This is a genomic window from Pararhizobium qamdonense (assembly GCF_029277445.1).
GTDB classification, from domain to species: Bacteria; Pseudomonadota; Alphaproteobacteria; order Rhizobiales; family Rhizobiaceae; genus Pararhizobium; species Pararhizobium qamdonense.
In genome coordinates this window covers 2299476-2323608 of record NZ_CP119566.1, presented here as the reverse complement: position 1 = coordinate 2323608, position 24133 = coordinate 2299476, and the positions used below count along the sequence as shown (strand labels likewise).

Below are 24133 nucleotides of genomic sequence, written 5' to 3'. Positions count from 1 at the left end.
ACAAAGCTGGCGGGACGTGCAGCGTCCCGCTACAGGCTGCGACGCAAGCTTTCGCGCCCTCACGAAATTGAACGGCTTGGGTGGATTTCTGGCGTGCGGCTGGCGCAGCAGTTCCGTCGCATACCGGGTGGTATTTTGCGGTAACGCCATGCAGATCATCACCAGCCTGGTGTGCCCAACGCAAATTGCGGAGATCGCGGCGCGCTTGAAAGCCGATACTGCAACATATGCTGTTGCTTCTTCATCGATTTTCAACGGACAGGCTTGATCCGCGCCGGTAAGCCGTCGCATCCTGCGCAGCCATCCAGCCATTTGGATCTCGCCGGGGCCGCCAATGAACTATCGACGCGAAATTGACGGCCTGCGCTCTGTCGCTGTGATACCCGTTGTGCTGTTTCATGCGGGCTTCCAGCAATTCAGCGGCGGCTTCGTCGGCGTCGATATCTTCTTCGTCATCAGCGGCTACCTGATCACCTCCATCATCATTTCCGAACAGGCCAAAGGCCGTTTTTCGCTGCTGAAATTCTACGAGCGCCGGGCCCGCCGCATTCTGCCCGTGCTGTTCTTCGTTCTGTTGTGCTGCCTGCCATTCGCCTGGGCCTGGATGTTGCCGGCGCAGATGGAAAGTTTTGGCCGCAGCATCATCGCGGTTTGCCTGTTTGCCTCCAACTTCTTCTTCTGGTCGCAAAGCGGCGGCTATTTCGCGGCCGCATCGGAAGAGCAGCCGCTGCTGCACACCTGGAGCCTCGCTGTCGAAGAGCAGTATTACATGCTGTTTCCGCTGTTCATCATGCTGATCTGGCGGTTCGGAAGACGGGCGTTGATTGCGGCGATTGCCGTGATGGCGCTGGCCAGCCTGCTGCTGGCGCAATACGGCTCGGTCAATTTCGCAACCGCAAATTTCTATTCGCCGGCCACCCGTGCCTGGGAGCTTCTGGCAGGCTCGCTCTGCGCTTTCCTGCTCACCGATGGCAGGCACTACCGGAACAATATCCTGTCGCTCGCCGGACTGACGATCATCGTTTTTTCGATCTTCGCCTATGACCAGACAACCCCTTTTCCGTCGCTTTATGCGCTTGTTCCGGTTCTCGGCGCGGTACTGATCATCCTTTTCGGTGCCGAGGGCACGCTGACGGCACGGCTGCTCTCGACCCGTCCGATGGTCGGCATCGGGCTGATCAGCTACAGCCTCTATCTGTGGCACCAACCTGTGTTTGCCTTTGCGCGCATCCGCAGCCTGACGGAGCCGTCGCATGTGCTGATGACCGCTCTCGCCTTTGTCTGTGTCGGCTTGGCCTATCTGTCATGGCGGTTCGTCGAGACGCCATTTCGCCAGAAAAGCGCGGCCCGCAAAAACAGCGCGGCGCAGCTTTTGCCGACACCGGCGCGCATCCTCAGCGCCAGCGGCATTGCGGCCGCCCTCTTCATTCTTGCCGGTTTTTATGGCACGTCAAACAACGGCCTGCAGTTTCGCCTGCCGCCGGCAGCCCTCGATGCGCTCGCTGAACAGGAACGCCACGATCCCGTCATGGAGACATGCCTGTTCGACAAGGGCGAGGCGTCCCTGCCCCATCCCATCAAAGATTGCCTGACGAAACATTCGACCGCGAGCAAGACCATCCTGATCGGTGATTCGCACGCGGGCGCGCTGGGCGGCGAGGCATTGCGCAGCTTTGATGCCGCCAATGTCGATCTCTATGTGATGGCCCATTCGTCCTGCGTCGGGTTTTCCGGATTTTATGTTTCCAATCTGAAATACAGGCTGCGCTGCAATCCGTTCTTCACCGGTATCGAAAATTACATCCGCACAAGCGGCATCAAGACCATCATCATGGCGAACCGCTGGAGCCTGTATATCGACGGGACGCCCTTCGACAACGGTGAAGGCGGTATCGAGCCGCTGCAGCCAACCTACATGGATCTGCTGAGCCGGCTGAACGAGCACGCGGCGCAGGGCGATCCCGCCCGCAAGGCCAGAGTGCTGAAGCAATATATCGCCGACATCCAGGCCTATCTCGATAGCGGCCATAACGTGGTGCTCGTCTACCCCATCCCGGAGGCCGGATGGAATGTGCCGGACCTGGTTGCGAAAAGTGCGATGGCAGGCGTCCAGAAGCTGGAGTTCAGCACGAGCTATGCGCGCTACCAGCAACGCAATGGTGCGGTGATTGCGGCCTTCGATGCCATGAACCATCCCAACCTGTTCCGCGTCCGCCCTGCCGAGACATTTTGCAACAGCTTTATCAGCGAGCGATGCATCAACAGCCTGAGCGCGGGAAAAGTGTTTTATTTCGACGACGATCACCCATCGACATCGGGCGCCCAGCTCATCATCCCGGCAGTGCTGAAGGCGGTTCAGGCGATCGAGACAGGCACTGCCAGCGACGAAAATCCCGGCACGGCCTTGGTCACGCCATAGGCCATTCGATCTGCAGTTCGAGCGTCATCTTGACGACGGGCCTGCGATCGGCATTGAGAACTTCAATTTCCAGGGCTTTGATCGGGTCTTCCGGCAACCCGTCGAGCGCCATTTCCGCCAGCACGATTTTCGCCTGGCGTATGGCGGCGATCAAATCGGGAAAATCGAAGGGATCATCGGCCGGAATTGTGCCGTCATTATCGATTACCTTGAAATAGAACGCGGCCATGGCAAATTTCCTTCCGGGGGAAAAAGCATGAAAACGCAAAAGGTTGCCTGAGAAAAAACATTTCGTGGCCGGCAATACATGTCTTTGTGAATAGCGCCGTCATCAAATCGCGCTATGGTGCAGATCCAAGAGCCGTTCTGTCGGCAATGACGGAGCCTGCGCAAAGCTTCCAGCCTCAAGGAAGGAAAATGAATGGCCTATTTCAATCCCCATGCTGATGCCCTTTGCAGCGAGGATATCGACGCGTTGCGGCAGGTTTTCGAGACGTTTTGCGAAAGACACCAAACCACTGGATCGGATGCGGACATGCAGATTTGTGCTGCCGCTATTGTCCGGCTTTACCAAAGCGGTGAGCGCGACCCGGCAGTTCTGACCCAGGCATGCGAGACAGCCCTGCGGCAGGATTTTGCAATCGGCGCCTGATTTCTCGACGACTTCGCATAGGACATGTGCGGCTATTCGGTCTCTTCGGCTGCATTCTCCGGCGAAACGATCAGCGGGTCCGGCGGCGTGGTGCTTTTCGCGCTTTCGTCCGGGGAGAAATATTGCACGGCGAGGATGCTGAGGATCGATCCGACGATCAGGGCAAGGACGGCCGCCATCAATGTGCGAGAGGTCATGATTAACGCCCCCAGGCTGCAAACGGTATTTTGGCAACAGGGGCCGCGCTTGGCGCGGCCCCTGTTTCGTTCAAACTATTCATAGACATAGACGACGCGCCGGCTTTGCGGATCGACCAGCATCGGGCGTCCGTTGACGCGGACATAGCTATATTGGTAATTAGGCACCTGGGTGATCACCATGTCGCCGGGCAGCGTGGCGCCCACAATGACCTCGCCATCATAGGTGACTGTATCGACCGGAGCACCATCGATATAGGTGCGCACTTCCGGCGGCGGGATGATCGCGCCACTGCTGTCGACCGTGCCAACAAGCTCATCGCCGGGCGCGGGCGAAGCCGGACCATCGACGACGACCGTCTTTTCATAGCTGACCACTGGGATACCGAGATCGGAACGGCGCTCCTGGACGACAACGGGGGCACCGTCGTAATCGACCGTCAATTCCTGAGCGTAAACCCAGCCGCGCAAGCCGTTGACGTCGATGCGGCACCAGCTTTCGCCTTCAAGGCAACCATCAAGGGCAGCGGAGCTGCCACGCGTGGCGATGCCAACGGAGGGATAGTCGGCGCCGGGGCCGGAATAGACCGTCAGGTCGGTTGCCGTCGTTGCCATCATCTCGGCCGAAGCCAGGCCGGCACCCGTCAGAAGCATCGCACCCGCGAGCAAAGGTTTCGAAATCCACCGCATGTTCTTCTCCTTCGTAAACATGGCGTAAAACAGTGGACACAGAACGCCCCACCATCGCCAAGGTTCCGAACGCGCGGATGTATCCTGGACGGATTACCCCGCCTGCATCTGGCTGAGGCGGCTGTAGAGACCGTTTCGGCTTAGGAGTTCAACATGGCTGCCATCCTCGACGATCGCCCCCTCATTGACGACCAGGATGCGGTCGGCCTTGGTGATCGTCGCCAGGCGGTGGGCAATAACCAATGTCGTGCGCCCCTTCGATAGCTCCGCCAGGGATTGCTGGATCGCCCGTTCGGTTTCCGTGTCGAGCGCCGATGTCGCTTCATCGAGGATGAGGATCGGCGGGTTCTTCAGGAAGATGCGGGCAATCGCCAGCCGCTGCTTCTGACCACCGGACAATTTGACGCCACGTTCGCCAACGACCGTATCAAGGCCCTGCGGCAGATCGGCAATCACGCTTTCAAGCCGCGCCTTGCGGGCCGCCTCGACAATATCCGCTTCGCTGGCATCCAGCCTTCCATAGGCGATATTTTCCCGCAAAGAGCCTGCAAACAGAAAGACATCCTGGCTGACAATGCCGATATGATTGCGCAGCGACCGCAGGCTCATGTCGCGGATATCGATATCATCGACGCTGATGGAGCCGCCCGTCACCTCGTAGAAACGCGGCAGGAGCGCGCAGATCGTCGTCTTGCCCGCCCCCGAAGGACCGACGAAAGCCACCGTTTCGCCGGCACGAATATCGATGCTCAATTCCTTCACGATCGCCTTTGATTCGCGGTAACCGAACGAGGCTTTCTTGTAGGAAATATTCCCCTTCAGCCCGGAGATATCGCGGGCACCCGGCCGGTCGGCAATGTCGGGGCGGGTATCGAGAAAGTCGATATAACGGCGGAAACCGGCAATGCCCTTCGGATAGGTCTCGATGACCGAATTGATCTTGTCGACCGGGCGGAAGAACACGCCGACCAACAGCAGAAACCCGACAAAACCACCGGCCGTCAGCTCGCCGCTCAGCACGAAATAGCTGCCGGCAACCAGCACGACCATCTGGACGAGACGCATCGAGAGATAGCTCAGCGTCGTCGATACAGCCATGATCCGGTAGGCATCGAGCTTGGTCTTGCGGTAGCGCTGGTTGTCCTTCTCGAACAGGCCGCGTTCGTGATCCTCATTGGCAAAAGCCTGCACCACACGGATGCCGCCGACATTTTCCTCGATGCGGGCGTTGAAATCGCCGACGCGATTGTAGAGCGCCTGCCAGTTGCGCGTCATGCGGCCGCCATAGCGGGTGGTCAGCCACGCCGTCAGCGGCAGCACGAGCGCCGTGATCAGCGCGAGCTTGGGATTGACCGAGAACATCAGGAGGAAGGCCCCGATCAGCGTCATGATCGCAATGAACACATCTTCCGGGCCATGATGGGCAACCTCGCCGATCTCCTCCAGATCCTTGGTCAGACGGGCGACGAGATGGCCGGTTTTCTGGTTGTCGAAATAGCCGAAGGACAGTTTCTGCAGATGATCGAACGCCTTGCGCCGCATCTCGGTCTCGATGTTGATCCCGAGCATGTGTCCCCAATAGGTGACGATAGCCATCAGCCCGCCATTGATCAGGTAGATCACCATCAGCCCTGCCGAAGCCGCCGTCACATAACCCCACTGCCCAGTCGGCAAAAGCACGTCGATGAACAGCTTGACCGCGATGGGAAAGCCCAGTTCCAGCAGGCCTGATGTCACCGCGCAGGAAAAATCCAGGATGAAAAGACGCCGGTGCGGCCGGTAATAGGAAAAGAAGCGAGCGACGAGATCGCGCATGATGTCGGGTCCTTCATCGGCGTTCAAACGCAAAGCGAACAGCCGGATACGGAAATCGGCGCAATCGTCCCTGCGGACCTGCGCTCCTGGGTTTGGTCCGCCCCTTTTAGCCAGTTCGCCGGGAACAACAAGCATCCTGAAGAAAACTTGTCTAAAGAATGAAGCTTTTATTCACACGATGCGCGCGACAGGCGAAATTGCACCGTCGCCGGGGACGGGATCGTGGGGAAGGAAAAGCAGACTGCCCGGGATCAGGACAGTCTGCGGCCAGTGCGGCCGGGGCCAAATCCCAGGTCACGCGAGGAGTTGAGCAATGATACGGAATCAGATCGCCCGAGCGGCGGCAAAACCTTTGTCCAGATCAGCCTTGAGGTCGGCCACATCCTCAAGCCCGATGTGAATCCGCAGAACCGGACCTTCTTTGGGGGCTTCGAGAATCTGACGCTCGCTGAGATCAACATGCAGCGCCAGGCTGGCAAAACCACCCCACGAATATCCAAGCCCGAAAAGCGAGAGTGCGTCGAGGAATGCCTGCGCCTTTCGCTTGAAGTCCTGCGGGTTTGAGACTGAAAGCACGAAGGAAAACACGCCGCTTGCGCCTTTGAAATCGCGTTTCCAGATCGCGTGGCCGGGAAAACTTGAAAGGACCGGACTGAGAACGCGCGCCACCTCCTCCCTGCCCTCCAGCCATTCTGCGATCTCCACCGCGCTTTCCTGGTGACGCTCCAGCCTTACCCCCATCGTGCGCAGTCCGCGCAGGACCTGATAGGCATCATCAGCAGCGCCGCAGATGCCGAGCGCGCCATTGGTTTGCCGCAGACGCCGCCAGTGCTCGGCATTGGCCGAAACGGTTCCGAGCAGGATATCGGCATGGCCCGCCGGATATTTGGTCGAGGCCTGAATGGAGATATCGACGCCGAAATCGAGCGGCCGGAAAAACAGCGGCGTCGCCCAGGTATTGTCCATCGTCACCACAGCGCCCTGACGGTGCGCGGCAGCGGCGATCGCCGGAACGTCCTGCATCTCGAATGTATTGGAGCCCGGCGCTTCCAGATGCACGAGCCTGGTGTTCGGGCGAAGCAGCTTTTCGATGCCTGCACCGATCAACGGATGATAATATTCGACCTCGACGCCGAAACGCTTGAGCATCGTATCGCAGAAATGCCGGACGTTGCCGTAGACGGAATCAACGATCAGAGCGTGATCGCCCGGCGTGAGATAGGCCAGAAACGGCAGCGTGACGGCGGCAAGCCCGGACGGCACGATAATGGTTCCGGCGGCACCCTCCAGTTCGTTGACCGCCTGGCAAAGCGCATCGGTCGTCGGCGTGCCCCGCGTCGCATAGGTGTATTTCTGGCTATGCGTTTCCATGGCATGCGCAGTGGGAAACAGCACGGTCGATGCCCGCACCACGGGGGGATTGATGAAACCGTGATAATCGAAGGGGTCATGCCCCGCCCGGACCAGCTGCGTGTTGGGGCCGGTCGTCTTTGGCGTGCTGTCGTTATCGCTCATGGTGTCCTGCATGTCTTTGGTGGCGGTCCCGGCGACGGCCATATGGTTCCGGCAATCTCCGGCCGGTCATCGGCGCGGTAATTTTCACTCAGTCCAGATGCACCTGCAAGCCTAGAGCCTCGTACGATCAATGAGGCGCATTCTGTTGCCTCATTGATCGTACGAGGCTCTAAGGCCTGTCGCCGGAAACATGGCGTTCCAGGAATGGCAGATTGTCCTGGCCCCAGTAAATCTCGCTGTCATAGAGGAATGTCGGGAACCCGAAGACGCCGGTCTCCACGGCATGGTCCCGGTCGGCCGCCCATTTGGCGCGCACATCGTCATCGGCCTGGCGTTTCAACAGGGCGGCGCCGTCAAATCCGGCCGCATCGGCGATGGCCTGGCGCACCTGCGGCTGGCCGATATCCTTCGCCTCGCTCCAGAAGGCCTGCTGCAGGGCGCGGGTCAGGCCAATCCAGTCCTGGCCGTCGAGATAGGCAGCGATGATGATCAGCGATGCGGGTGCGGGATCGCTGAGTTCCGGCCGGTTTTCCAGGATCAGTTCCTTGCCGCGCACACGCGCCCAGCGCTTCAGATCGCGCGTCCAATAGCTGCGCCGGGCCTGCGGCCGGTTGCGCGAAAAGATCCCGCCATTCTCTTCGACGACGGTTGTCAGATAGGGTTTGATCTCGACACCGTTCTTTGCCGCAAGTTCGACGAAGGCGTCAAAGCCGATATAGGACCAAGGCGATCCGATGGAGAAGAAATATTCAACGATTCTGGTCAATGCCTGTCATTCCTGCGCTGTCGGGATGGAAAGATAGCCTTATCAGGCCGTTCGTTTTTGCCGGTCTTTGCCGTTGATCCAGCCAAGCTGTGGGGCAATGAGCGTCATGAAGTCGTGGATGATCTGGCGATAGTGCGCGTCCTCGAATTCATAGGGCAGCTCAAGCCTGATTTCGCTGACATGCGGCAGGATCGGGTCGGTGAACAGACGTTCCAGAATTTCAGAGGAAGTGCCGACGATGTCGCGGGCGTAGAGTGTACGGCGCTCGCCCTGCGGCGTCAGCGTCCGCTCGTTTCGCCCCGCCGCATAGTCGCGATAGCGTTTGCGCGTCTGTGCGTCGGCGCTATCGGTGGGCACGATGACCCGCCCGAGACCGACGCGCCTGCCCCCTCCGCCAGCCTCCCGGTAAGCCGACAGCTGCCGCGCCTGCGCCACAAAGAAATCGTCCGTCTCCTCCCCGGTGGTGACATTGCCGATCAGGAGGTTGAAACCATTCTGCCCGGCCCAACGGGCAGAGCGCAGCGACCCGCCGCCATACCAGATGCGATCCGTCAGCCCCTTCGCATGCGGCTGCAGCCGCGGCCGCTGCGGCCCGAACGGTGTTTTGATAAGGGTCGTCTCGTCGCCGACCGGATTGCTCTTCAGGTTCTCGACGAAGCGCAGAACCCGCTCATGCGAAAAATCATAGGTCTCCCAATCGCCGTCAAAGACCAGCGGCGCGATCAGATCGGCATGCAGCGGCCGGCCGGCGCTCAAGCCGACATTCAGCCGTCCGCGCGACAGGACATCAACCGTCGACAGGTCTTCGGCAAGCCTGTAGGGGCTTTCATAGCCGATCGGGATGACAGCCGTGCCGAGTTCGATGCGGCGGGTGCGCTGGGTGGCCGCCGCCAGAAACGCCGTCGCCGACGAGATGCCCGGCTCCAGATGCCGCTGGCGGGCCCAGGCGCTCTGGAAACCCAGCGCTTCGCCATATTCGAGAAGATCCAGCGTCTTTTCCAATCCGGACAGCGGGTCTGCGGCGGGATAATTGCCCGGCGTCAGAAAGCCGATATGGTTGATGGCGATGCGGCTCATCGTGTCGTCTTCCTTCAAGTCTTGGCGTCAGGATTTCGGCAGGCCGGGCGGATTGGTTTCCGATTTCGGCAGCGCTTCCTCGCTCAGATGCCAATGATCGAGAATTTTGGCATAGACGCCGCTTTCGATCAGCCCGTTGGTGGCAACCGTCAGAGCGTCCGCCAGCCCACTGCCCTTCCTCGTGGTGATCGCCACGTCGGAACGGTCGGGCCAGCCGGCACTCAAGGTACCCACCCGCTTGATCGTGTGATCGCGCGCGGCGATATAGACGAGCTGCGCATGCGGCTGGACGATGACGTCGGCCCGGCCCGATGCCAGCGCAAGCAGGCCGGCCGCATCGTCGTCGTAATATTGCAGCTCCAGCGGTTTCAGCCCGGCAGCGATATTATCGTCATTCCAGCGGAGCAGAATGCGCTCCTGATTGGTGCCGGCACCGACGATGATGCGCAGGCCGGCCGTGTCCTTCGGCTCTTGAATCGCACCGATAGCGCTATCCGACTTGACGAAAAAGCCGTGCAGCCCCTGCCGGTACGTGGAAAAATCGAATTTCTCCTTGCGCTGTTCGGTGACCCCGACATTGGAAATGACGGCATCATATTTGCCCGATACCAGGCCGAGCGGCCAATCGATCCAGGCGACCGGTACCAGTTCCAGTTCCAGCGCCAGACTGTCGGCAATGGCAGAGGCGTAATCCGGGTCGGCTCCGACGACTGTTTTTGCATCCGTCGCATAAGTCGCAAGCGGCGGCCCGCCGGGGCTGACCGCGACTGTGAACTTGCCGGGCGAAACGAATGTGAAATCCTTTGCGATGGCTGCAATGGCTGCGTCATTCTTCTCCGCCCGGACGCGGGCGGGCTGTCCGGGGCTGAGATCGAACACCTCTTGCGCCCCAGCGATGCCGGACAGGCTGAGAAGCGTGAGCAAAGCGCCGATCGTCACGTTACGTAAGGTGTATGTACCAGCCATCATCCCGGTCTCCATATTCATCAGAAAAATATGCCGGGCCGGTATCTCCAAACGATACCGGCCCGGCGTTTGCAGATTACGAGCCGCTTTTCGGCAGGCCCGGAGGATTGGTCTTGGCTTCGTCGATCGATTCCGAAGCAAGGCTCCAGGTGTCGAGAACCTTGCGATAGGCACCGCTGGCGATCAGGTCGTTGATGACATCCGTGAGCGGAGCCGCCAGACCGCTGTCTTTTCGCGTGGTCACGGCGATTTCCGCAGTGATGGGCCAACCGCCGCTGAGGGTGCCGACCAGCTTGGTCTCGCCTTTCAGCGCGGCCGCATAGGCCTGGGTTGCGTTGACGCTAAGAACGACATCGGCCCTGCCGGACTGGACGGCCAGATTGCGGACGGCATCATCGTCGTAATACTGCACCTCGACCGGCTTCAGGCCGGCCGCTACGTTCTGGCGGTCCCATTCCAGAAGGATCTTTTCCTGGTTGGTTCCAGCGTCGGTGATCACCCGCAGCCCGGCAATATCCTTCGGTTCCTTGATCGCGCTGATGGCGCTGTCGGCCTTGACGTAGAAGCCGAGCTCATCCTTGCGATAGGTAGAGAAGTCGAATTTCAGCTTGCGCTCTTCGGTCACCGTCACATTCGAGATCACCGCATCGAACTTGCCGGATGTGAGGCCGAGCGGCCAATCGGCCCAGGCGACGGAGACCAGTTCGAGCTTGCGCCCCAGGCTGTCGGCCAGAACCTGCGCGAAATCGACGTCGTAGCCGATGACGGTTTTGGAATCGGACGCATAATCATGCAGCGGAAGATTGCCGCTGGTGCTGATGCCGACCGTGAAAACGCCGTCTGCGACGAATTTGAAGTCTTTCACCTGCTCGATGCGCTTCTCGTTCTTCTCCACCCGAAGCCGGTTGGGCTGCTCGGGGCTGAGATCAAACGTATCTGCTGCCTGCGCGGAGCCAAGCCCCAATGCCGCAACAGTCACCGCGCCTGCCATCAGTCGTTTAGCACTCTGTAAAAATGTCATTTCCCGTCTCCGTTTCATCTTATGGCTGTATTGACTGTCAGTCCCATCCCGTCCGCTCAGAGTGGCCGGAAATTTCTAGAGAACTTTTGCGAGGAACTCGCGGGTGCGCGGATGGGTCGCCTGGCTGAAGATGCGGGCGGGCGGTCCCACTTCCAGGATCTGCCCCTCCTCCATGAACACAACCGTATCGGCGACTTCACGGGCGAACCCGGTTTCATGGGTGACGATCACCAGCGTCGTGCCGGTGCGTGCCAGCTCCTTGATCACATCCAGCACCTCGCCCACCAGTTCCGGATCCAGCGCCGAGGTCGGCTCATCGAACAGCAGCACCTTCGGCTTCAGCGCCAACGCCCTTGCGATGGCAACACGCTGCTGCTGGCCGCCCGAGAGCTGGCGGGGATAGGCATCGATCTTGTCCGTCAAGCCGACGCGGGCGAGAAGTTCCCGCGCCAGCTCGACGGCCTCGGCGCGGTCCGTCCCCCGGACCTGCATCGGCGCCTCGATCAGGTTTTCCAAAACGGTCAGATGCGGAAAGAGATTGAAGTTCTGGAACACCATGCCGATATCGGCGCGGCGTTTCAGGATGTCCTTTTCCTTCAGTTCATAGAGCGTCTCGTCCTTCTGGCGGTAACCGACGAGTTCGCCGTCAACCGAGATGAAGCCGCTATCGACGCGCTCAAGATGATTGATCGCCCGCAGCAAGGTCGATTTGCCGGAACCGGAGGGCCCGAGAATGGCCGTGACACTGCCTGCCGGAAGGGTCAGATCGACCCCATCCAGAACTTTCAGCGCGCCAAAACTCTTGGAAATGCCGTGAATTCGCACCGTGGCGCCGGCCCGCAGCAGCGGCGCATCGCGAAACCCGGTTTTGCGCGCAGCCTGTGTCCCGTGAGCCGCCGTCTGCCGCTGTGCCGGCTGGCGGAACCTAGCGAGCAAACCCGCGAAGGGCAACGGCACGGGATTGCGTACCGCACCCTTGGAATAATAGCGCTCGATATAATATTGGGCGATCGACAGCACGGTCATGATCACCAGATACCAGGCCGTCGCCACCATCAGCAGCGGCACGACCTCCAGATTGCGGCGGTAGATGACCTGGACCGTGTAGAAAAGCTCAGGCAGCGCCAGCACGTAGACCATGGAGGTGCTTTTTGCCAGGCCGATGATCTCGTTGAAGCCGGTTGGCAGGATCGAGCGCATGGCCTGCGGCAGGACGATGCGGAACACCTGGCGGCGGCGCGGCAGGCCAAGGGCGGCGGCCGCCTCGAGCTGCCCCTGATCCACCGACAGGATACCCCCACGGACGATTTCGGAAAAGAACGCGGATTGATTGAGCGTCAGCCCGAGGAAAGCGGCGGCAAACGGGGTCAGCAGCTGCATCGTCGGATAATCGAGGAGAACCGTGCCGGTGAACGGTTCGGCGATGCGGATCGTCTCGTAGAGATAGCCGAGATTGTTGAGAATGAGCAGCAGCACGATCAGCGGAATGGAGCGCAGCAGCCAGACATATCCCCAGGAGACACCCGACAGAAGCGGCGATTTCGACACCCGCGCCAAGGCGAGCGCCGTGCCGAGCACCGAACCGGATATGGTCGCGAGAACCGTGAGCAGCAATGTCCGGCCAAGACCGGCCAGAACCGGCTCTGCAAAAAACCATTCGGCAAAGACATTCCAGCCCCAGCGCGGGTTGGTGAAGGTCGAATAAAGGACCACTGCAATGACCAGGCCCGCAAATATCGTGCCGGCCAGGCGGCCGGGATGGCGCGCGGGGACGATGCGGTAGCGCGAATAATCCTGGCCGTGCTCGGCCGCTTTACGGCTGGGCTCTATGCCTGCAAAATCTGTGGTGAGCGCCATGTGTGATCCCCGGTCAATAATGAAGTTTCTACCCGCTCAGCGCTGCGCGGCGGCGCGCTGGAACGGCTGTTCGCCAGCCACGCCGGCCGGCAGGCCGACAGTGGCGAGATGGCCGATCTCTTTTTCAAACGGCAGCGTTTTGTAGATTTCCGGATCGGCTTTAACGTCGAACAGCGCGGTGTAGCCATATTTGAGATAGAGCCCGACGGCCTCCGGTTGGCGAAAGCCGGTAGTCAGGTAGATGCGCGAATAGCCCTGACGCGCCGCCTGCACTTCCAGCTCGAGCAGAACCTTGACCGCCAGCCCCTGGCGGCGCAGGTCCGAGCGGGTCCAGATGCGCTTGAATTCGGCCGTGCGCTCGTCATAAAGCTTGAACGCGCCGCCGCCGATCGTCTCACCACCACGCTGCAACAGCACAAAATTTCCATGCGGCGGCGCAAAGGCTTCGGCCGGATAGCGGTTCATCTCCTCGACTGCACCCGCTGCGTTGAAATACGAGCCGTAGCGGCTGTCATATTCATAAGTGAGTTCGTCGATCAGCGGCTTGGCGCGGGGATCGAGGGGCGTGGTGTAGACAAACGTGTCGCTCATGGTCGCCATTCCTGTGAGAAGTTGGCCTGTGGAAATGTGGTGATGCCGTCAGATGAGAAAAGTTTCCGCCAGCCGCACCCAGTAGCGGGCGGCGGGCGCGATGATCGCGTCGTTGAAATCGTAATGGGCGCTGTGCAGCGGCGCTGTTTCGCCATTGCCGACAAACAGATAGCTGCCGGGCTTCGCCTGCAGCATGAAGGCGAAATCCTCGCTCGCCGTACGCGGCTTGAACCCCTCCTCGACCCGTGCCGGACCAAACGTGTCGAGTGCGACGCTGCGCGCGAACTCGGTCTCTGCGCGGTGGTTGATCAACGCCGGAAAGCCGAGCCGGTAATCGACTTCGGCCACCGCACCAAAACTTTCCGCCTGCGCCCGCGCCAGGGCCGGAATGCGCTCCTGCAGCTGCTGGCGGACGGTTTCGGTGAAGGCGCGCATGGTCATCTTCAGCTCGACGCTTTCGGGGATGACGTTGGAGGCGGACCCCGCATGGATCGATCCGACCGTCGCCACCGCCATGTCCTGCGGATCGACATTGCGCGAGACAACGCTTTGCAGCGCGGTGATGAAGGACGCCGACGCCAGCACCGGATCGACGGCGCGGTGCGGCTCTGCTCCGTGGCCGCCCTTGCCGACGATGCGGATCTTTGCCTGATCGACCGAGGCCATGGCAGGCCCCGAAACGAAGCCGAATTGGCCGAGCGGCACGCCCGGCCAATTGTGCAGCCCGAAGATCGCATCGACCGGAAAGCGCTCGAACAGGCCCTCCGAGATCATTTTTTTCGCACCGGCGCCGATTTCCTCCGCCGGCTGGAAGATCAGATGCAGCGTCCCGTTGAAGCTGGAACTCTGCGCGAGATAGCGGGCGGCGGCCAGGAGGATGGAGGTATGGCCATCATGGCCGCAGGCATGCATGACATCGGGATTGTTGCTGGCATAGGAAAGGCCGGTCGCCTCCTCGATCGGCAAGGCATCGATATCCGCCCGGATGCCGATCCGCCGCTCGCCATCGCCGCGCTTCAACGTGGCGACAACACCGGTCCCGGCGATGCCGGTGGTAACGGCATATCCCCAGGAGGACAGTTGCGCAGCGATCAGCTTGCTGGTGCGCCGCTCCTGAAAGGCAAGCTCGGGATATTGATGCAGGTCGTGGCGAAACGCGATGATCTCGTCGAGAGAGGCGGCAATGCCGCGCTCCACGGGATCATCCCCTGAAGGGCCATTGGTCTGCTCTGTCCGTGCGATGATGTTCATGGCTTTATCCGGCGCCTCAGGCGCCGACCGCCTTTCCGCGTTCGACGTCTTCAGCGGGCGCCGCGTAACGGCTTTCCCGGTAATCCAGCCCCAGATGATCGCGCAGCGTCTCACCTTCGAGCACAGGATTGAAATAGCCGCGCCGCTCAAGGATCGGCAGGACATGGGTGGCGAAATCGTCGAGCCCCTCGGCAATCACCGGAAATCCGAGAATGAACCCATCGGCCGCGCCCTCTGCCACCCAGCGGATGATCTCGCCTGCGATATGATCGGCCGTGCCGATAAAGGCCGTGCGCGGCGTGGCCGAATCGAGCGCGACTTCGCGCAGCGTCAGGTTCTTCTCGCGCGCCGTCTTCTTGATCCGGTCCGTCGTCGCGCGAAAACTGTTCTTGCCGATATCGCCAATATCCGGAAAGGCTTCGTCGAGCGGATAGACGCTGAAATCATGATGGTCGAAGAAGCGGCCGAGATAGAGAAGCGCTTCCTCGATGGTGACGAGATTGCGGATCGCCTGATACTTCTGCTCGGCCTCTTCAGCCGTTGCCCCGACCACAGGCCCGATGCCGGGATAGATGCCGATCTCTGCGGCTCGGCGCCCTTGCGCAATCGCGCTCCGCTTGACCTGCTTGTAAAAGACCTTCGCATCCTCGATCGGCCCGCCATTGGTAAAGACGGCATCGGCATGTTTGCCGGCAAGCCGGATACCGGAATCGGACGCGCCCGCCTGGAAGACGACCGGCTGCCCCTGTTTCGAGCGGCCGATATTCAACGGGCCTTCGACGCGGAAGAAGCGGCCTTTGTGCCCGAGCGTGTGCAGCTTCGACTTGTCGGCATAAACGCCCGTTTCCCGGTTGCGGACGAAGGCATCGTCATCCCAGGAATCCCACAGGCCCTTGATCACATCGAGATATTCGTCGGCGATCTCATAGCGCAGCTCGTGTTCCGGATGCTCGCGGCTGTAATTGCGCCCCGACCCTTCGAGCGGCGTCGTCACCGCATTCCAGCCGGCCCTGCCGCCGCTGATCTGGTCGATCGTGGCAAACTGACGGGCGACGGTGAACGGGTCGCTATAGGAGGTGGAGACCGTGCCCACCAGGCCGATCTTTGCAGTCGATGCCGCCAAAGCAGACAGGATCGAGATCGGCTCGAACCGGTTGAGGAAATGCGGGATCGACTGGGCGTTGATATAAAGTCCATCGGCCACGAAGGCGAAGGCAATGCCTGCGGCTTCTGCCTTGCGGGCGGTGGTGACGAAGAACTCGAAATTGACGCTGGCGTCAGCGGGACCGCTTGGATGTTTCCAGGCGTTCATGTGACCACCGGGGCCCTGCAGCATGATGCCGAACGGAATATGTGTGTGAACCATCGGATAGATCCTTGTTGTCGGTATCAGGCGGCGAGCGCGAGCCGCTCCTTGGCGAGCCGTTCGATGGAGGCGAAGCGCTCGGCGCTGGCAAGCGCCGGCGTTTCGATGATGAATTCGCCGATGCCGTAGCGGCTGGAGAGGTCATCGAGCTGGCTGCGAACATCCGCGGCCGTGCCATGCAGCACGCTCGGCACCTTTGATTCGAGACGATCGATGGCGACGCCAGCCTGGCGCGCATATTCGGCGGCCTGCTCCTCGGTACCGACATTGACGCTTCTGCCGTCCGTGAGGAAAACCTTGACGATGCGCAGATCGCCGACGGCCCGGCGGGCAAGGGCCGCATCCTCGGCGGCATAGGCCGCAAGCGCCAGGATCGGCGTCTTGCCGCCGCTCAACCGCTCATAAGCCTCGAACGTCAGACGCAGGTTTTCCGGATCGCCGTTCAACTGCCCCGCAAACACCAGCCGCCAGCCCTTGGCTGCGGCAAGCTGCGCACTCTCAACGCTGGCGCCCAGCAGAAATCGCTCCGGTGCAGACGGCGGAAACGGCGTCGCATGCGGACCGTCCTGCGCGGGATCGGCCGCCAGATAGCGATTGATCTCGGAGAGTTGCTGCGCAAAGTCCGGTTTCGCCGCAGGATCGATCCCCACCTGCAGGGCGCGGGTCGAGAGCGGAAAGCCGCCCGGAGCCTTGCCGACGCCGAGATCGACCCGGCCCGGCGCCAGCGACGCCAAAAGATTGAAATTTTCCGCAACCTTGTAGGCACTATAATGCTGCAGCATGACGCCGCCCGAACCGACCCTTATCCGCGCAGTCCTGGCCAGAAGATAGGCAATCAGCGTTTCCGGAGCTGAACTTGCCAGATTGAGCATGCTATGATGCTCGGCGACCCAGAACCGGTGATACCCAAGCTCCTCCGCCCTTTGCGCCAACCTCACCGTCGCCCGCAGCGCCTCCACCGCAGTGCCACCCTCGTCGATAGGGCTCTTGTCCAGGAGACTGAGGAGGTAGGACATAGCCAATGATCCCTTCGCTAAGTTGCAAAACTTAGTCCATAAAACCAGTAGACAAACCGATTCATAAGGAACGGCATTCTCTTTGGCGGGACGTTGGGAGAAAAACTCACCTGGCTGGCGAGGTGTAAAACGGCGTCATGTCTTTTCACTAATAGCTGCCAGGACATCGAAGTCATCGACGAGGTCGGGGGCAAAGACAATGTCGTTGCGCCGTCCGGATCAGCAGGCCGAGCACCTGCGTTCAGCATGAATTTTGGTGAATAATCCGCCGTGTGACCGAATCAGGCCCGGGGCAGCCGCCCCGTTTTTTTTGAGCGATGCCAATCGACGGAATGTTAGTGCGCGCGCACGATAACGCTATTAATCTTCGGCAATTCGAGGCTCGCTTCACCGGCCAGAACCTATAGAATCTGGTCGGCAATAGCGTACAAATGGGAATACAAAACCCTCAAATCGTCAATACGATCTAGGATCTAATCTGTGTGAATTGAAAGCGCGTCTGGCATTTTCCAATTCACTTTTGCATCAGGGATATGTGCAGGGGGAACCTTGTCTCCGCGCCAGGCGATTCCGACCCCAGCGCTCGTTTGCACGACGCGTGTCTTCCACCCCGAATGTTTTAGTCGTTCGAGAGCTGCGCTTACAGGGGGGAAATAAGCGTCGTGGAGCACTATACAAGATGTTGGCAACATTGCCCGCTCTACAGCGACGACATCGACTTCTGGATAGGGCCAGCCATGATCTCCGTCCAATAGAGCAAACGACCACAGAGGCTTCCATCCACCCTCTCGATAAAGATGCACCGGGACTTGTGGGCTTTGCCCTCCATGTAGTTTGCACAGCTCCAACACGCCTGCGTCTTTCAAGCATCGCCTAATTTCTGCTTTGCTTTCGGTGGCCAAAATCGGGTCTACCACGTCGTATCGTTCAAAAAAGCCGGCGAAATGTGCCGTCGTCCATGCGTAGTAGCAGCCGACTTCCAAGCCCACTCCATGCGAGAATTCTTTTGCAACCGCCTGCATGTAAGCGATCTCATCGCGGTTTGCGTACCCACAAGGAACGAGATTTGAGTGGCAGTACCATGGGTGTGAATAGCCTTCTGAAACGCCCAGTTCTATTCGTCCCCACGGGGCAGTATCCGCTGTCCCATGCGCCAAATTGGGAAATGCGTCGTCTTTAAAGTTCGGAGAAAGATTAGGCGACCAGTAATCATTGGAATGCACTGCCATAAATCACCTCGTGGAAAATCTATAAGACACCGGAAGGTCTACGGTTTACCCGTCAAAACAGCAAGCAAGCTTTTTGACGTCAACAAAAAGTGGGGCGGCAAACTGAAATCGACGCAATTTTTGAGAGCACAGCTTAAAAGTTGACGCTTTCGCCTTAACGATCTAGGTGATTCATCAAAACAGGAGGATTCCATGAAAAAAGGTGCAGTGTATCACGCATTGGGACGGCGCTATGCGGACCAATCAGCGCTATCTGCGAGAGCGCTGAAAGTGACCAACCCATGGATATCGACAGCACTTTTTACGGACGACCCCGCGTACGCAAAATTGAACTACGCCGCGATTTTCGACTTTATAATCCCGCTGTCAGAAACAGACGAGACTTCGGAGCTGATTGAATACCTCAAAAAACACAAACGCTTGGCTTCCTTAAAAGTTGCAATTGCGGATAGATCACCATTCGATCAAACCTTGATGATAGACAGTGACACCGTCGTCATAAAAGATATCTCACCCGCATTTGACCTTCTGACGGATTTCGACCTCCTGGTCTGCAATGAGGTCGAACATCACATAGACACGTCAAGCGGTTGGAAAGCGTCCGGGCTGAAGGATAACCGCATCCAAGGCTACCAAAACGCCGGGATGATTTTTTTCAACTCATATAACCCTGCATTGACACACTTTATGGCTGCTTGGCGAGGCCTGATGATGAACGGCGATGAAGTGCTTCAACGCAGTGACCAGGACGCCTTGAACCATATGATCGGTTCACCAATCGAATACATGCGTGACATCCGATTCAGCTCCTCGGCATTGAAGACCCGTGAATATAACGCCTTCTGTCGATATTGGCGCGAATTATGGGACGCTGGCCAGTGGGAAGACGTACGTATCGTTCACACCTTCATGACGGATATGATTGCCTCACGGCTCTTAAGCGGTGCTTTAGATTGGAAATCTATCATCGAAGACTCCGAAACCGACAACGGCCGATACATTAACAGCTTCACTTCCGGTTGGCCTACAGAGACTAAGAAGCGTTTTGCTACGATAGCAGGCAATCGGAACGTCTCGATGCGGCAATTCACCTCGTACGAGCTTCGAAAGGCTGGAAAGTCGGAAGCCGAAGACAAGGCCGTTTTGTTTTCCATGACACCGGACGACACGGGATTTAACCTGATCCCCGCTTTACACGCGCTTAAGGAAAATGGTCGAATCAAGACGGGCGCGCGTATCACTCAGATTGGCTTGATGACACACTTGCCGTCTCTCCCTCTCCGGAACAGAAACTCTAGTTTTGCCGTTGGGAACGATCTCGAATATTTGGCGGATATTTTCGTCGCTCAGGTAACCGGTCTTTCACGCTCGACATTTCTTGGTTTCAAAGGCAAAGCCTGCAAGACCATCTACCGGGAGTACGCGATAGACGGCAACATGGAAGGAGCAATTGAGCCCGATCAAGACCTAATCATAGATATCGACAATTCCGTTTCGCCACCCACTAGAATACACAACGCGATTGCTGCCAAGGCGTCGTTGTCCCCCGACGGGGTGTATCTGATCACAAATATCAGTCCAGACGTCGCTGGGCGCGTCGGGGAGCGGCTCAAACCCTTCTTCACCGTTAACGTCAACGGCAGTACAATTTGGCTAACCAAGGAAACAGTGGCGACCCCGGTTTATATCTCCGCCTACACTCCTTACTCCACAGCAAGAATAGCATTGCTGGGAAATTGCCAGTCCTCGGCGCTTGCTTCTATCATCTATCGCGTAAAAGGCGTGAAGGTTGATATCCTTGTTGACATAAATGCCCAAGGCAGCAAGCCTTATGAGGATGCCCACTGGGCTGCCGCGCATACCGACCGTGTCGATTTTTGTTTCAGTCAGCCACTCAGCGAAACCTTTGGCGATATCAGGTCAGAACGACTTAGAGAAAAATATGGTAGCCGCTTCAAGCAGTATACGAACCTCTATTTTACCGGGTACCATCCAGACTTGACCTATTTCGGTGATCGTGGCGTTCGGCTACAGTCTGCCATGGGTGACTACAATAGCCGGATCGCTTTGATCGGATACGTCCGTGGCTTATCGGTTGACGATACCCTCGCGCTCTTCAACAATACGACGTACGAGCACTTAGGATACTTTAACCAGTTTGAAAGCTCCAAATTGGAACTCATCCGCCGAGATCAAGATAACGACGTGCGGTTTGCCGAGGAGTTCTTCGAGGTCGCCAAGGCCCACCTGCCACTATATACGGTCAACCATCCAACGGCTCACGTCCTAGCGCCTTTAGCTGAAATGATCATCGAAGCGTGTGGACAAAAGCGGCCATCTATCAATATTGATACTGTCAAGAATCCACTAGTCGATGGCTCAATTTGGCCTGTCTATCCAGAGGTAGCGTCTCACCTCGGTCTCGATTACGAGGGTGATACCATTTTCTATCCGAGCTTTTATGAAGAGCGGCATCCGATGGAACTAAGAGATTTTATTGCGACAACCTACGAGCGTTACGACAGTTTTGGACAGTCAAAAATAACCGAGATGCCGGGTGCACAGGACTTGGCAAAGAGCGAGGTGTGAGATGGCCTCAGCGGTGAACAGGCCTAAAAGCATGGCAGAACATGGTTCTCATTTCTATCGTGCCCACTTTGGCCATGTGATCACCCACTCTGCGGACCCCTGCCGGCTGCCTGATGAGTGGATCATCTTTCCAGACGATTTCTACACGCCTTTTGAAATGCCGATAGCAGGGAGATCAGTTGCTATTGTAGGCAACGGCCATGTCACCGGCCGCGGTCGCATGATTGATGAGCATGATGTCGTTATTAGGATTAATTATCCCTACCAGTGGAAACGTCACGCACGGGATGATGGTGAGAAGCTGACAATATGGGCTGGACTTGGGAAACTCGAGGTTTTCAACCCTAGTGTCTTCCAAAATCCTCCCGACAATTTCAACCTTGTCGATTTCAAAGATGCGATAGCCGCTGCCGAAAGCTTGCACTGCATTTCGCATAGGCACGTGCAATCGGGCTTTTGGGACATGATACTGGCCCTCGGCCTGACCTCAAAATTCCAAGTTCATTGGTCTTCTCCGGTGGTTTTTGACGCTATCGAACCGACCCCGTATGGAGCAGATAGGTTCCTGCTCTCATGGCTCACGAACCGCTGTTACCTTGAGAACGGTTACGGAGGCTGGTACGGATGGGACGTACTTCTGACAGGGGTCAAAGTTCTGCTTATGGTAGGTATGTCCAAGCCAGCGTCTATCAATGTTTTCGGTATGAACTTTTATAATGACGGCTATCGGGAACCTTGGGACATGCACCAGCTCAGCCTCAATTTAGAGGTGTTTCGAAAGATTATTCACGTTGCACGAGAAATCGGTATTCCGACTGAAATTATCGATAACCAGTAAGAAAAACATTGCTCTTATCCTGCTCGAAGACAGACGCTGCATAAACACAGCCGCCTCTTGCGTGAGCTATACCGACACATCCATCAATGATGAAAACAAATTTTATGCCGCCGCAGGATAAAGAGAATGGTGGGTGATGTAGGGTTCGAACCTACGACCCGCTGATTAAGAGTTAGAGGCACTTATACTTAGGCTTTTCAAGCAATATCAGGTCTTGTCAACATATTTGGCAAATCAAAGGCTTACAGTATCCGCAAAATTTGTTGACGACGTCAAATTAAACCTAGCCGCGTCAATTTTTTTGGATGTGATATACCCGCCAAAATTCATATCACGCGTGATAAAACTGCTAACCCGACGGATTTTTCTCGTTCTAGCCTCTTGCACATCCATTCAAAGCGAATCAACCTTACGCATGTCCAATTACCGTCGAGGCCAAAACGACGTCTTCCTCAGGGAAATTCTACATGCCGAACGAAGTCTTTTCTAAACTCACCTTCAATAAGGTCCTCAGCCGCTGCAAAGGAAAAGTAGCAAACACGCTCCGCCTTCGCGATAGCGACTGCCCAGGACTGGCCATTTTTTCAGGTCCGGCAGGCGCATCCTGGTATCTCGCAACCCGAGACCAAAATCTTAAGATCGCACCATTTGAAACTTTTACTTACGAGGATTTGCCCTCTTTAAGAAAGTTCATCGAACACGTCCGCGAGGAGATAAAAAAAGGGCACGATCCATCCGTTTTGATTAAGGCCTTCAGCGCAGGCAAAACTCTGGCGGATGCTGACAGTCTCCACAAGGTTGCTCATCACGGCGGGCTCATCTGGGAAACAGCGCGTGATATGTATCTCGACTATGTGCTGAACAACAGAAACAGGAACACGCATCGCTCGTATAAATCGTCGCTCGGCGTGTGTGGACTGGCCGATGATTATAGCGCGATCTTAGGCGAACCGCTGGCGACAATCACCTCGGCCGATTTAATCGAGGTCCGAGACACAATCGTTGAGAGAGGGTTGTCGGGTGGTGGCAAAGGTGCGTGCATCGCGCAGGCAAATGCCAGCGTCGCGGCCATGAAGTCGGCGTTCAAATACTTTTTGAATCACCCAAAAGTATTCAGGCTGACGGTCAACCCGGCCAGTGACCTGGCGGATACGGACGCGCGAGACCCATACGGCTTCAAACTGAAAGGCAATCGGCCGCTGAGACAAATTGAGATTGGTGCCTACATCCATGCCTTGGATGGATTGTCGAATTCCGATGTGAGGTCAGCACTCAAGCTGCAGCTTTTCACCGGGCAACGGCGGTACGATCCCACGACAGCGACAGTGGAGGCGTTCGCTGAAAACGACGGCTACGGTTTAACCTGGACTTTCGAAGACAAAAAACACGCTTGGCGCGTCCTCCCCCTCACCGGAATAACGGAACCGCTGGTACGCGAGGCCATAAAAATTGCGAAGGCAAAGGGATCGGACTACCTCTTTCCGAAGCAGCGCGTGAAAAAAACCGGCGATAGTATGGAAGGCCACATCAACGAGCGCACAGTTTCAAAAGCGGTCGAGGCGATGAATGCTGAAGACGGGGTTTTTTACGGCGTAGAGTTCGCCGTTGCAACGCATGAAATCCGGCGGGCGTTTATCTCTCAGATGCGTGGACGGATGGGTGAGTTCCTAATTGGGAACAGGCAAATGGAAGAGGATGATATTGAAATCATCACCCACAAAAATGAAGGTCGAGATCGGTGTTCGTCTATGAGGTACGACAAGACCCCCTATCTCGACGCAAAGCTAAGCATCCTTCGCGCTTGGGAGCGCTATTGCATGGATGGATATCACATGTACATGTCGCGGCTTGAGGCGGAGTCATCGCGGCAAGCCGCCTGATCCGTTCAGCAGTTCCGGTCAAATACAAACGGGACTGCCGAAACCGTTCAAATCGCCTGAGCTATACGAAGATTACGGAACTCGTATAGCTCAGGCTCGCCTGTACCGCTCACCATTTTGCAGTCGTCGCACATGCGATCCCCGGGCCAGGTTGAAACAATAGGCTGCTCGCGGTTTCCGGACGGAAGTTGTTGTGGCGGCGGTGTTTCACGAACTTACGAATATCGCGGAAGTTAAAGTCGTCACCGAGCCGATTTCTTTTTTACCCGGATTGCCCCAGATGTAAGGTCCAACTGCTCACCGATCTCGTTTGCTGCATCCTCGTGTGTCCATTTCCTCTCGCTCTCATGATAGCCTGCCAACTAGTCGTTTTCATCAGTGCGCAGCCCATCCCTGTC

At 57.8% G+C, this 24133-nt stretch carries 20 protein-coding genes; 5 read left to right on the top strand and 15 right to left on the bottom strand.

Annotation, left to right across the window (positions count from 1 at the left end):
• Positions 1–334: 334 nt before the first annotated feature.
• Positions 335–2419 carry an acyltransferase family protein gene (locus PYR65_RS11170; RefSeq protein ID WP_276118033.1) on the top strand — a complete coding sequence of 695 codons (2085 nt, stop codon included), beginning with the start codon at positions 335–337 and terminating at the stop codon, positions 2417–2419.
• On the opposite strand, the gene PYR65_RS11165 is transcribed toward PYR65_RS11170, so the two are convergent.
• Positions 2409–2648 (bottom strand): DUF6894 family protein, encoded by a 240-nt coding sequence (locus PYR65_RS11165; RefSeq protein WP_060640468.1) that lies wholly within the window; start codon positions 2646–2648, stop codon positions 2409–2411. The two genes, PYR65_RS11170 and PYR65_RS11165, sit on opposite strands and share 11 nt — an antisense overlap.
• 192 nt (positions 2649–2840) lie before the next feature.
• On the opposite strand from PYR65_RS11165, the gene PYR65_RS11160 reads away from it, so the two are divergent.
• Entirely contained in the window at positions 2841–3071 is a 231-nt protein-coding gene (locus tag PYR65_RS11160; protein ID WP_060640469.1) for a hypothetical protein, read from the top strand.
• A 32-nt stretch (positions 3072–3103) separates the two neighbouring features.
• Here the strand turns inward: PYR65_RS11160 and PYR65_RS11155 are convergent, their stop codons facing one another.
• The 14 genes from PYR65_RS11155 to PYR65_RS11090 form a co-directional block, all read right to left on the bottom strand.
• Positions 3104–3268 carry a hypothetical protein gene (locus PYR65_RS11155; RefSeq protein ID WP_276118032.1) on the bottom strand — a complete coding sequence of 55 codons (165 nt, stop codon included), beginning with the start codon at positions 3266–3268 and terminating at the stop codon, positions 3104–3106.
• A gap of 75 nt (positions 3269–3343) precedes the next feature.
• A complete protein-coding gene (locus PYR65_RS11150) occupies positions 3344–3958 on the bottom strand; it encodes a DUF1236 domain-containing protein (protein ID WP_276118031.1) in 615 nt (204 codons plus the stop codon).
• A gap of 93 nt (positions 3959–4051) precedes the next feature.
• Entirely contained in the window at positions 4052–5773 is a 1722-nt protein-coding gene (locus PYR65_RS11145; RefSeq protein ID WP_276118030.1) for an ABC transporter ATP-binding protein, read from the bottom strand.
• A 324-nt stretch (positions 5774–6097) separates the two neighbouring features.
• On the bottom strand, positions 6098–7288 hold the full coding sequence (locus PYR65_RS11140; protein ID WP_276121036.1) for a cystathionine beta-lyase: 1191 nt from the start codon (positions 7286–7288) through the stop codon (positions 6098–6100).
• Between the two features lie 169 nt (positions 7289–7457).
• On the bottom strand, positions 7458–8054 hold the full coding sequence (locus PYR65_RS11135) for a 2-hydroxychromene-2-carboxylate isomerase (RefSeq protein ID WP_276118029.1): 597 nt from the start codon (positions 8052–8054) through the stop codon (positions 7458–7460).
• Between the two features lie 42 nt (positions 8055–8096).
• Positions 8097–9131, bottom strand: a complete 1035-nt coding sequence (locus tag PYR65_RS11130; protein ID WP_276118028.1) for an LLM class flavin-dependent oxidoreductase — start codon at positions 9129–9131, stop codon at positions 8097–8099.
• A gap of 27 nt (positions 9132–9158) precedes the next feature.
• Positions 9159–10097, bottom strand: a complete 939-nt coding sequence (locus tag PYR65_RS11125; protein WP_276121035.1) for an ABC transporter substrate-binding protein — start codon at positions 10095–10097, stop codon at positions 9159–9161.
• Between the two features lie 76 nt (positions 10098–10173).
• Positions 10174–11118, bottom strand: a complete 945-nt coding sequence (locus PYR65_RS11120) for an ABC transporter substrate-binding protein (RefSeq protein WP_276118027.1) — start codon at positions 11116–11118, stop codon at positions 10174–10176.
• A 75-nt stretch (positions 11119–11193) separates the two neighbouring features.
• Complete coding sequence (locus PYR65_RS11115) at positions 11194–12975, bottom strand: amino acid ABC transporter permease/ATP-binding protein (protein WP_276118026.1); 1782 nt, start codon at positions 12973–12975, stop codon at positions 11194–11196.
• A gap of 36 nt (positions 12976–13011) precedes the next feature.
• Positions 13012–13566 (bottom strand): GNAT family N-acetyltransferase, encoded by a 555-nt coding sequence (locus PYR65_RS11110; RefSeq protein ID WP_276118025.1) that lies wholly within the window; start codon positions 13564–13566, stop codon positions 13012–13014.
• Positions 13567–13614: 48 nt separating this feature from the next.
• Positions 13615–14817, bottom strand: a complete 1203-nt coding sequence (locus PYR65_RS11105; protein WP_276118024.1) for a M20 aminoacylase family protein — start codon at positions 14815–14817, stop codon at positions 13615–13617.
• Between the two features lie 16 nt (positions 14818–14833).
• Entirely contained in the window at positions 14834–16183 is a 1350-nt protein-coding gene (locus PYR65_RS11100) for an LLM class flavin-dependent oxidoreductase (protein ID WP_276118023.1), read from the bottom strand.
• Positions 16184–16206: 23 nt separating this feature from the next.
• Complete coding sequence (locus PYR65_RS11095; RefSeq protein ID WP_276118022.1) at positions 16207–17199, bottom strand: MsnO8 family LLM class oxidoreductase; 993 nt, start codon at positions 17197–17199, stop codon at positions 16207–16209.
• Positions 17200–17672: 473 nt separating this feature from the next.
• Positions 17673–18428 carry a class I SAM-dependent methyltransferase gene (locus tag PYR65_RS11090; protein ID WP_276118021.1) on the bottom strand — a complete coding sequence of 252 codons (756 nt, stop codon included), beginning with the start codon at positions 18426–18428 and terminating at the stop codon, positions 17673–17675.
• A gap of 192 nt (positions 18429–18620) precedes the next feature.
• Here PYR65_RS11090 and PYR65_RS11085 point away from each other — a divergent pair, with 192 nt between their 5' ends.
• The 3 genes from PYR65_RS11085 to PYR65_RS11075 all read left to right on the top strand — a co-directional run bounded on the left by PYR65_RS11085 (position 18621) and on the right by PYR65_RS11075 (position 23735).
• Positions 18621–21017, top strand: coding sequence for a WcbI family polysaccharide biosynthesis putative acetyltransferase (locus PYR65_RS11085; protein WP_276118020.1), 2397 nt, complete (start codon positions 18621–18623; stop codon positions 21015–21017).
• A 31-nt stretch (positions 21018–21048) separates the two neighbouring features.
• Entirely contained in the window at positions 21049–21855 is an 807-nt protein-coding gene (locus PYR65_RS11080; RefSeq protein WP_276118019.1) for a glycosyltransferase family 29 protein, read from the top strand.
• A 467-nt stretch (positions 21856–22322) separates the two neighbouring features.
• Positions 22323–23735: a site-specific integrase gene (locus PYR65_RS11075; protein ID WP_276118018.1), complete on the top strand. Its 1413-nt coding sequence runs from the start codon at positions 22323–22325 to the stop codon at positions 23733–23735.
• Positions 23736–24133: the final 398 nt, after the last annotated feature.

Bases quoted from the DNA above. Each gene is read 5' to 3' on its own strand.
- PYR65_RS11095 (WP_276118022.1), bottom strand. From the start codon at position 17,199: ATGTCCTACCTCCTCAGTCTCCTGGACAAGAGCCCTATCGACGAGGGT.
- PYR65_RS11160 (WP_060640469.1), top strand. From the start codon at position 2,841: ATGGCCTATTTCAATCCCCATGCTGATGCCCTTTGCAGCGAGGATATC.
- PYR65_RS11120 (WP_276118027.1), bottom strand. From the start codon at position 11,118: ATGACATTTTTACAGAGTGCTAAACGACTGATGGCAGGCGCGGTGACT.
- PYR65_RS11110 (WP_276118025.1), bottom strand. From the start codon at position 13,566: ATGAGCGACACGTTTGTCTACACCACGCCCCTCGATCCCCGCGCCAAG.
- PYR65_RS11075 (WP_276118018.1), top strand. From the start codon at position 22,323: ATGCCGAACGAAGTCTTTTCTAAACTCACCTTCAATAAGGTCCTCAGC.
- PYR65_RS11145 (WP_276118030.1), bottom strand. From the start codon at position 5,773: ATGCGCGATCTCGTCGCTCGCTTCTTTTCCTATTACCGGCCGCACCGG.
- PYR65_RS11105 (WP_276118024.1), bottom strand. From the start codon at position 14,817: ATGAACATCATCGCACGGACAGAGCAGACCAATGGCCCTTCAGGGGAT.
- PYR65_RS11165 (WP_060640468.1), bottom strand. From the start codon at position 2,648: ATGGCCGCGTTCTATTTCAAGGTAATCGATAATGACGGCACAATTCCG.
- PYR65_RS11085 (WP_276118020.1), top strand. From the start codon at position 18,621: ATGAAAAAAGGTGCAGTGTATCACGCATTGGGACGGCGCTATGCGGAC.
- PYR65_RS11080 (WP_276118019.1), top strand. From the start codon at position 21,049: ATGGCAGAACATGGTTCTCATTTCTATCGTGCCCACTTTGGCCATGTG.
- PYR65_RS11140 (WP_276121036.1), bottom strand. From the start codon at position 7,288: ATGAGCGATAACGACAGCACGCCAAAGACGACCGGCCCCAACACGCAG.
- PYR65_RS11115 (WP_276118026.1), bottom strand. From the start codon at position 12,975: ATGGCGCTCACCACAGATTTTGCAGGCATAGAGCCCAGCCGTAAAGCG.
- PYR65_RS11130 (WP_276118028.1), bottom strand. From the start codon at position 9,131: ATGAGCCGCATCGCCATCAACCATATCGGCTTTCTGACGCCGGGCAAT.
- PYR65_RS11150 (WP_276118031.1), bottom strand. From the start codon at position 3,958: ATGCGGTGGATTTCGAAACCTTTGCTCGCGGGTGCGATGCTTCTGACG.
- PYR65_RS11170 (WP_276118033.1), top strand. From the start codon at position 335: ATGAACTATCGACGCGAAATTGACGGCCTGCGCTCTGTCGCTGTGATA.
- PYR65_RS11100 (WP_276118023.1), bottom strand. From the start codon at position 16,183: ATGGTTCACACACATATTCCGTTCGGCATCATGCTGCAGGGCCCCGGT.
- PYR65_RS11155 (WP_276118032.1), bottom strand. From the start codon at position 3,268: ATGACCTCTCGCACATTGATGGCGGCCGTCCTTGCCCTGATCGTCGGA.
- PYR65_RS11125 (WP_276121035.1), bottom strand. From the start codon at position 10,097: ATGGCTGGTACATACACCTTACGTAACGTGACGATCGGCGCTTTGCTC.
- PYR65_RS11090 (WP_276118021.1), bottom strand. From the start codon at position 18,428: ATGGCAGTGCATTCCAATGATTACTGGTCGCCTAATCTTTCTCCGAAC.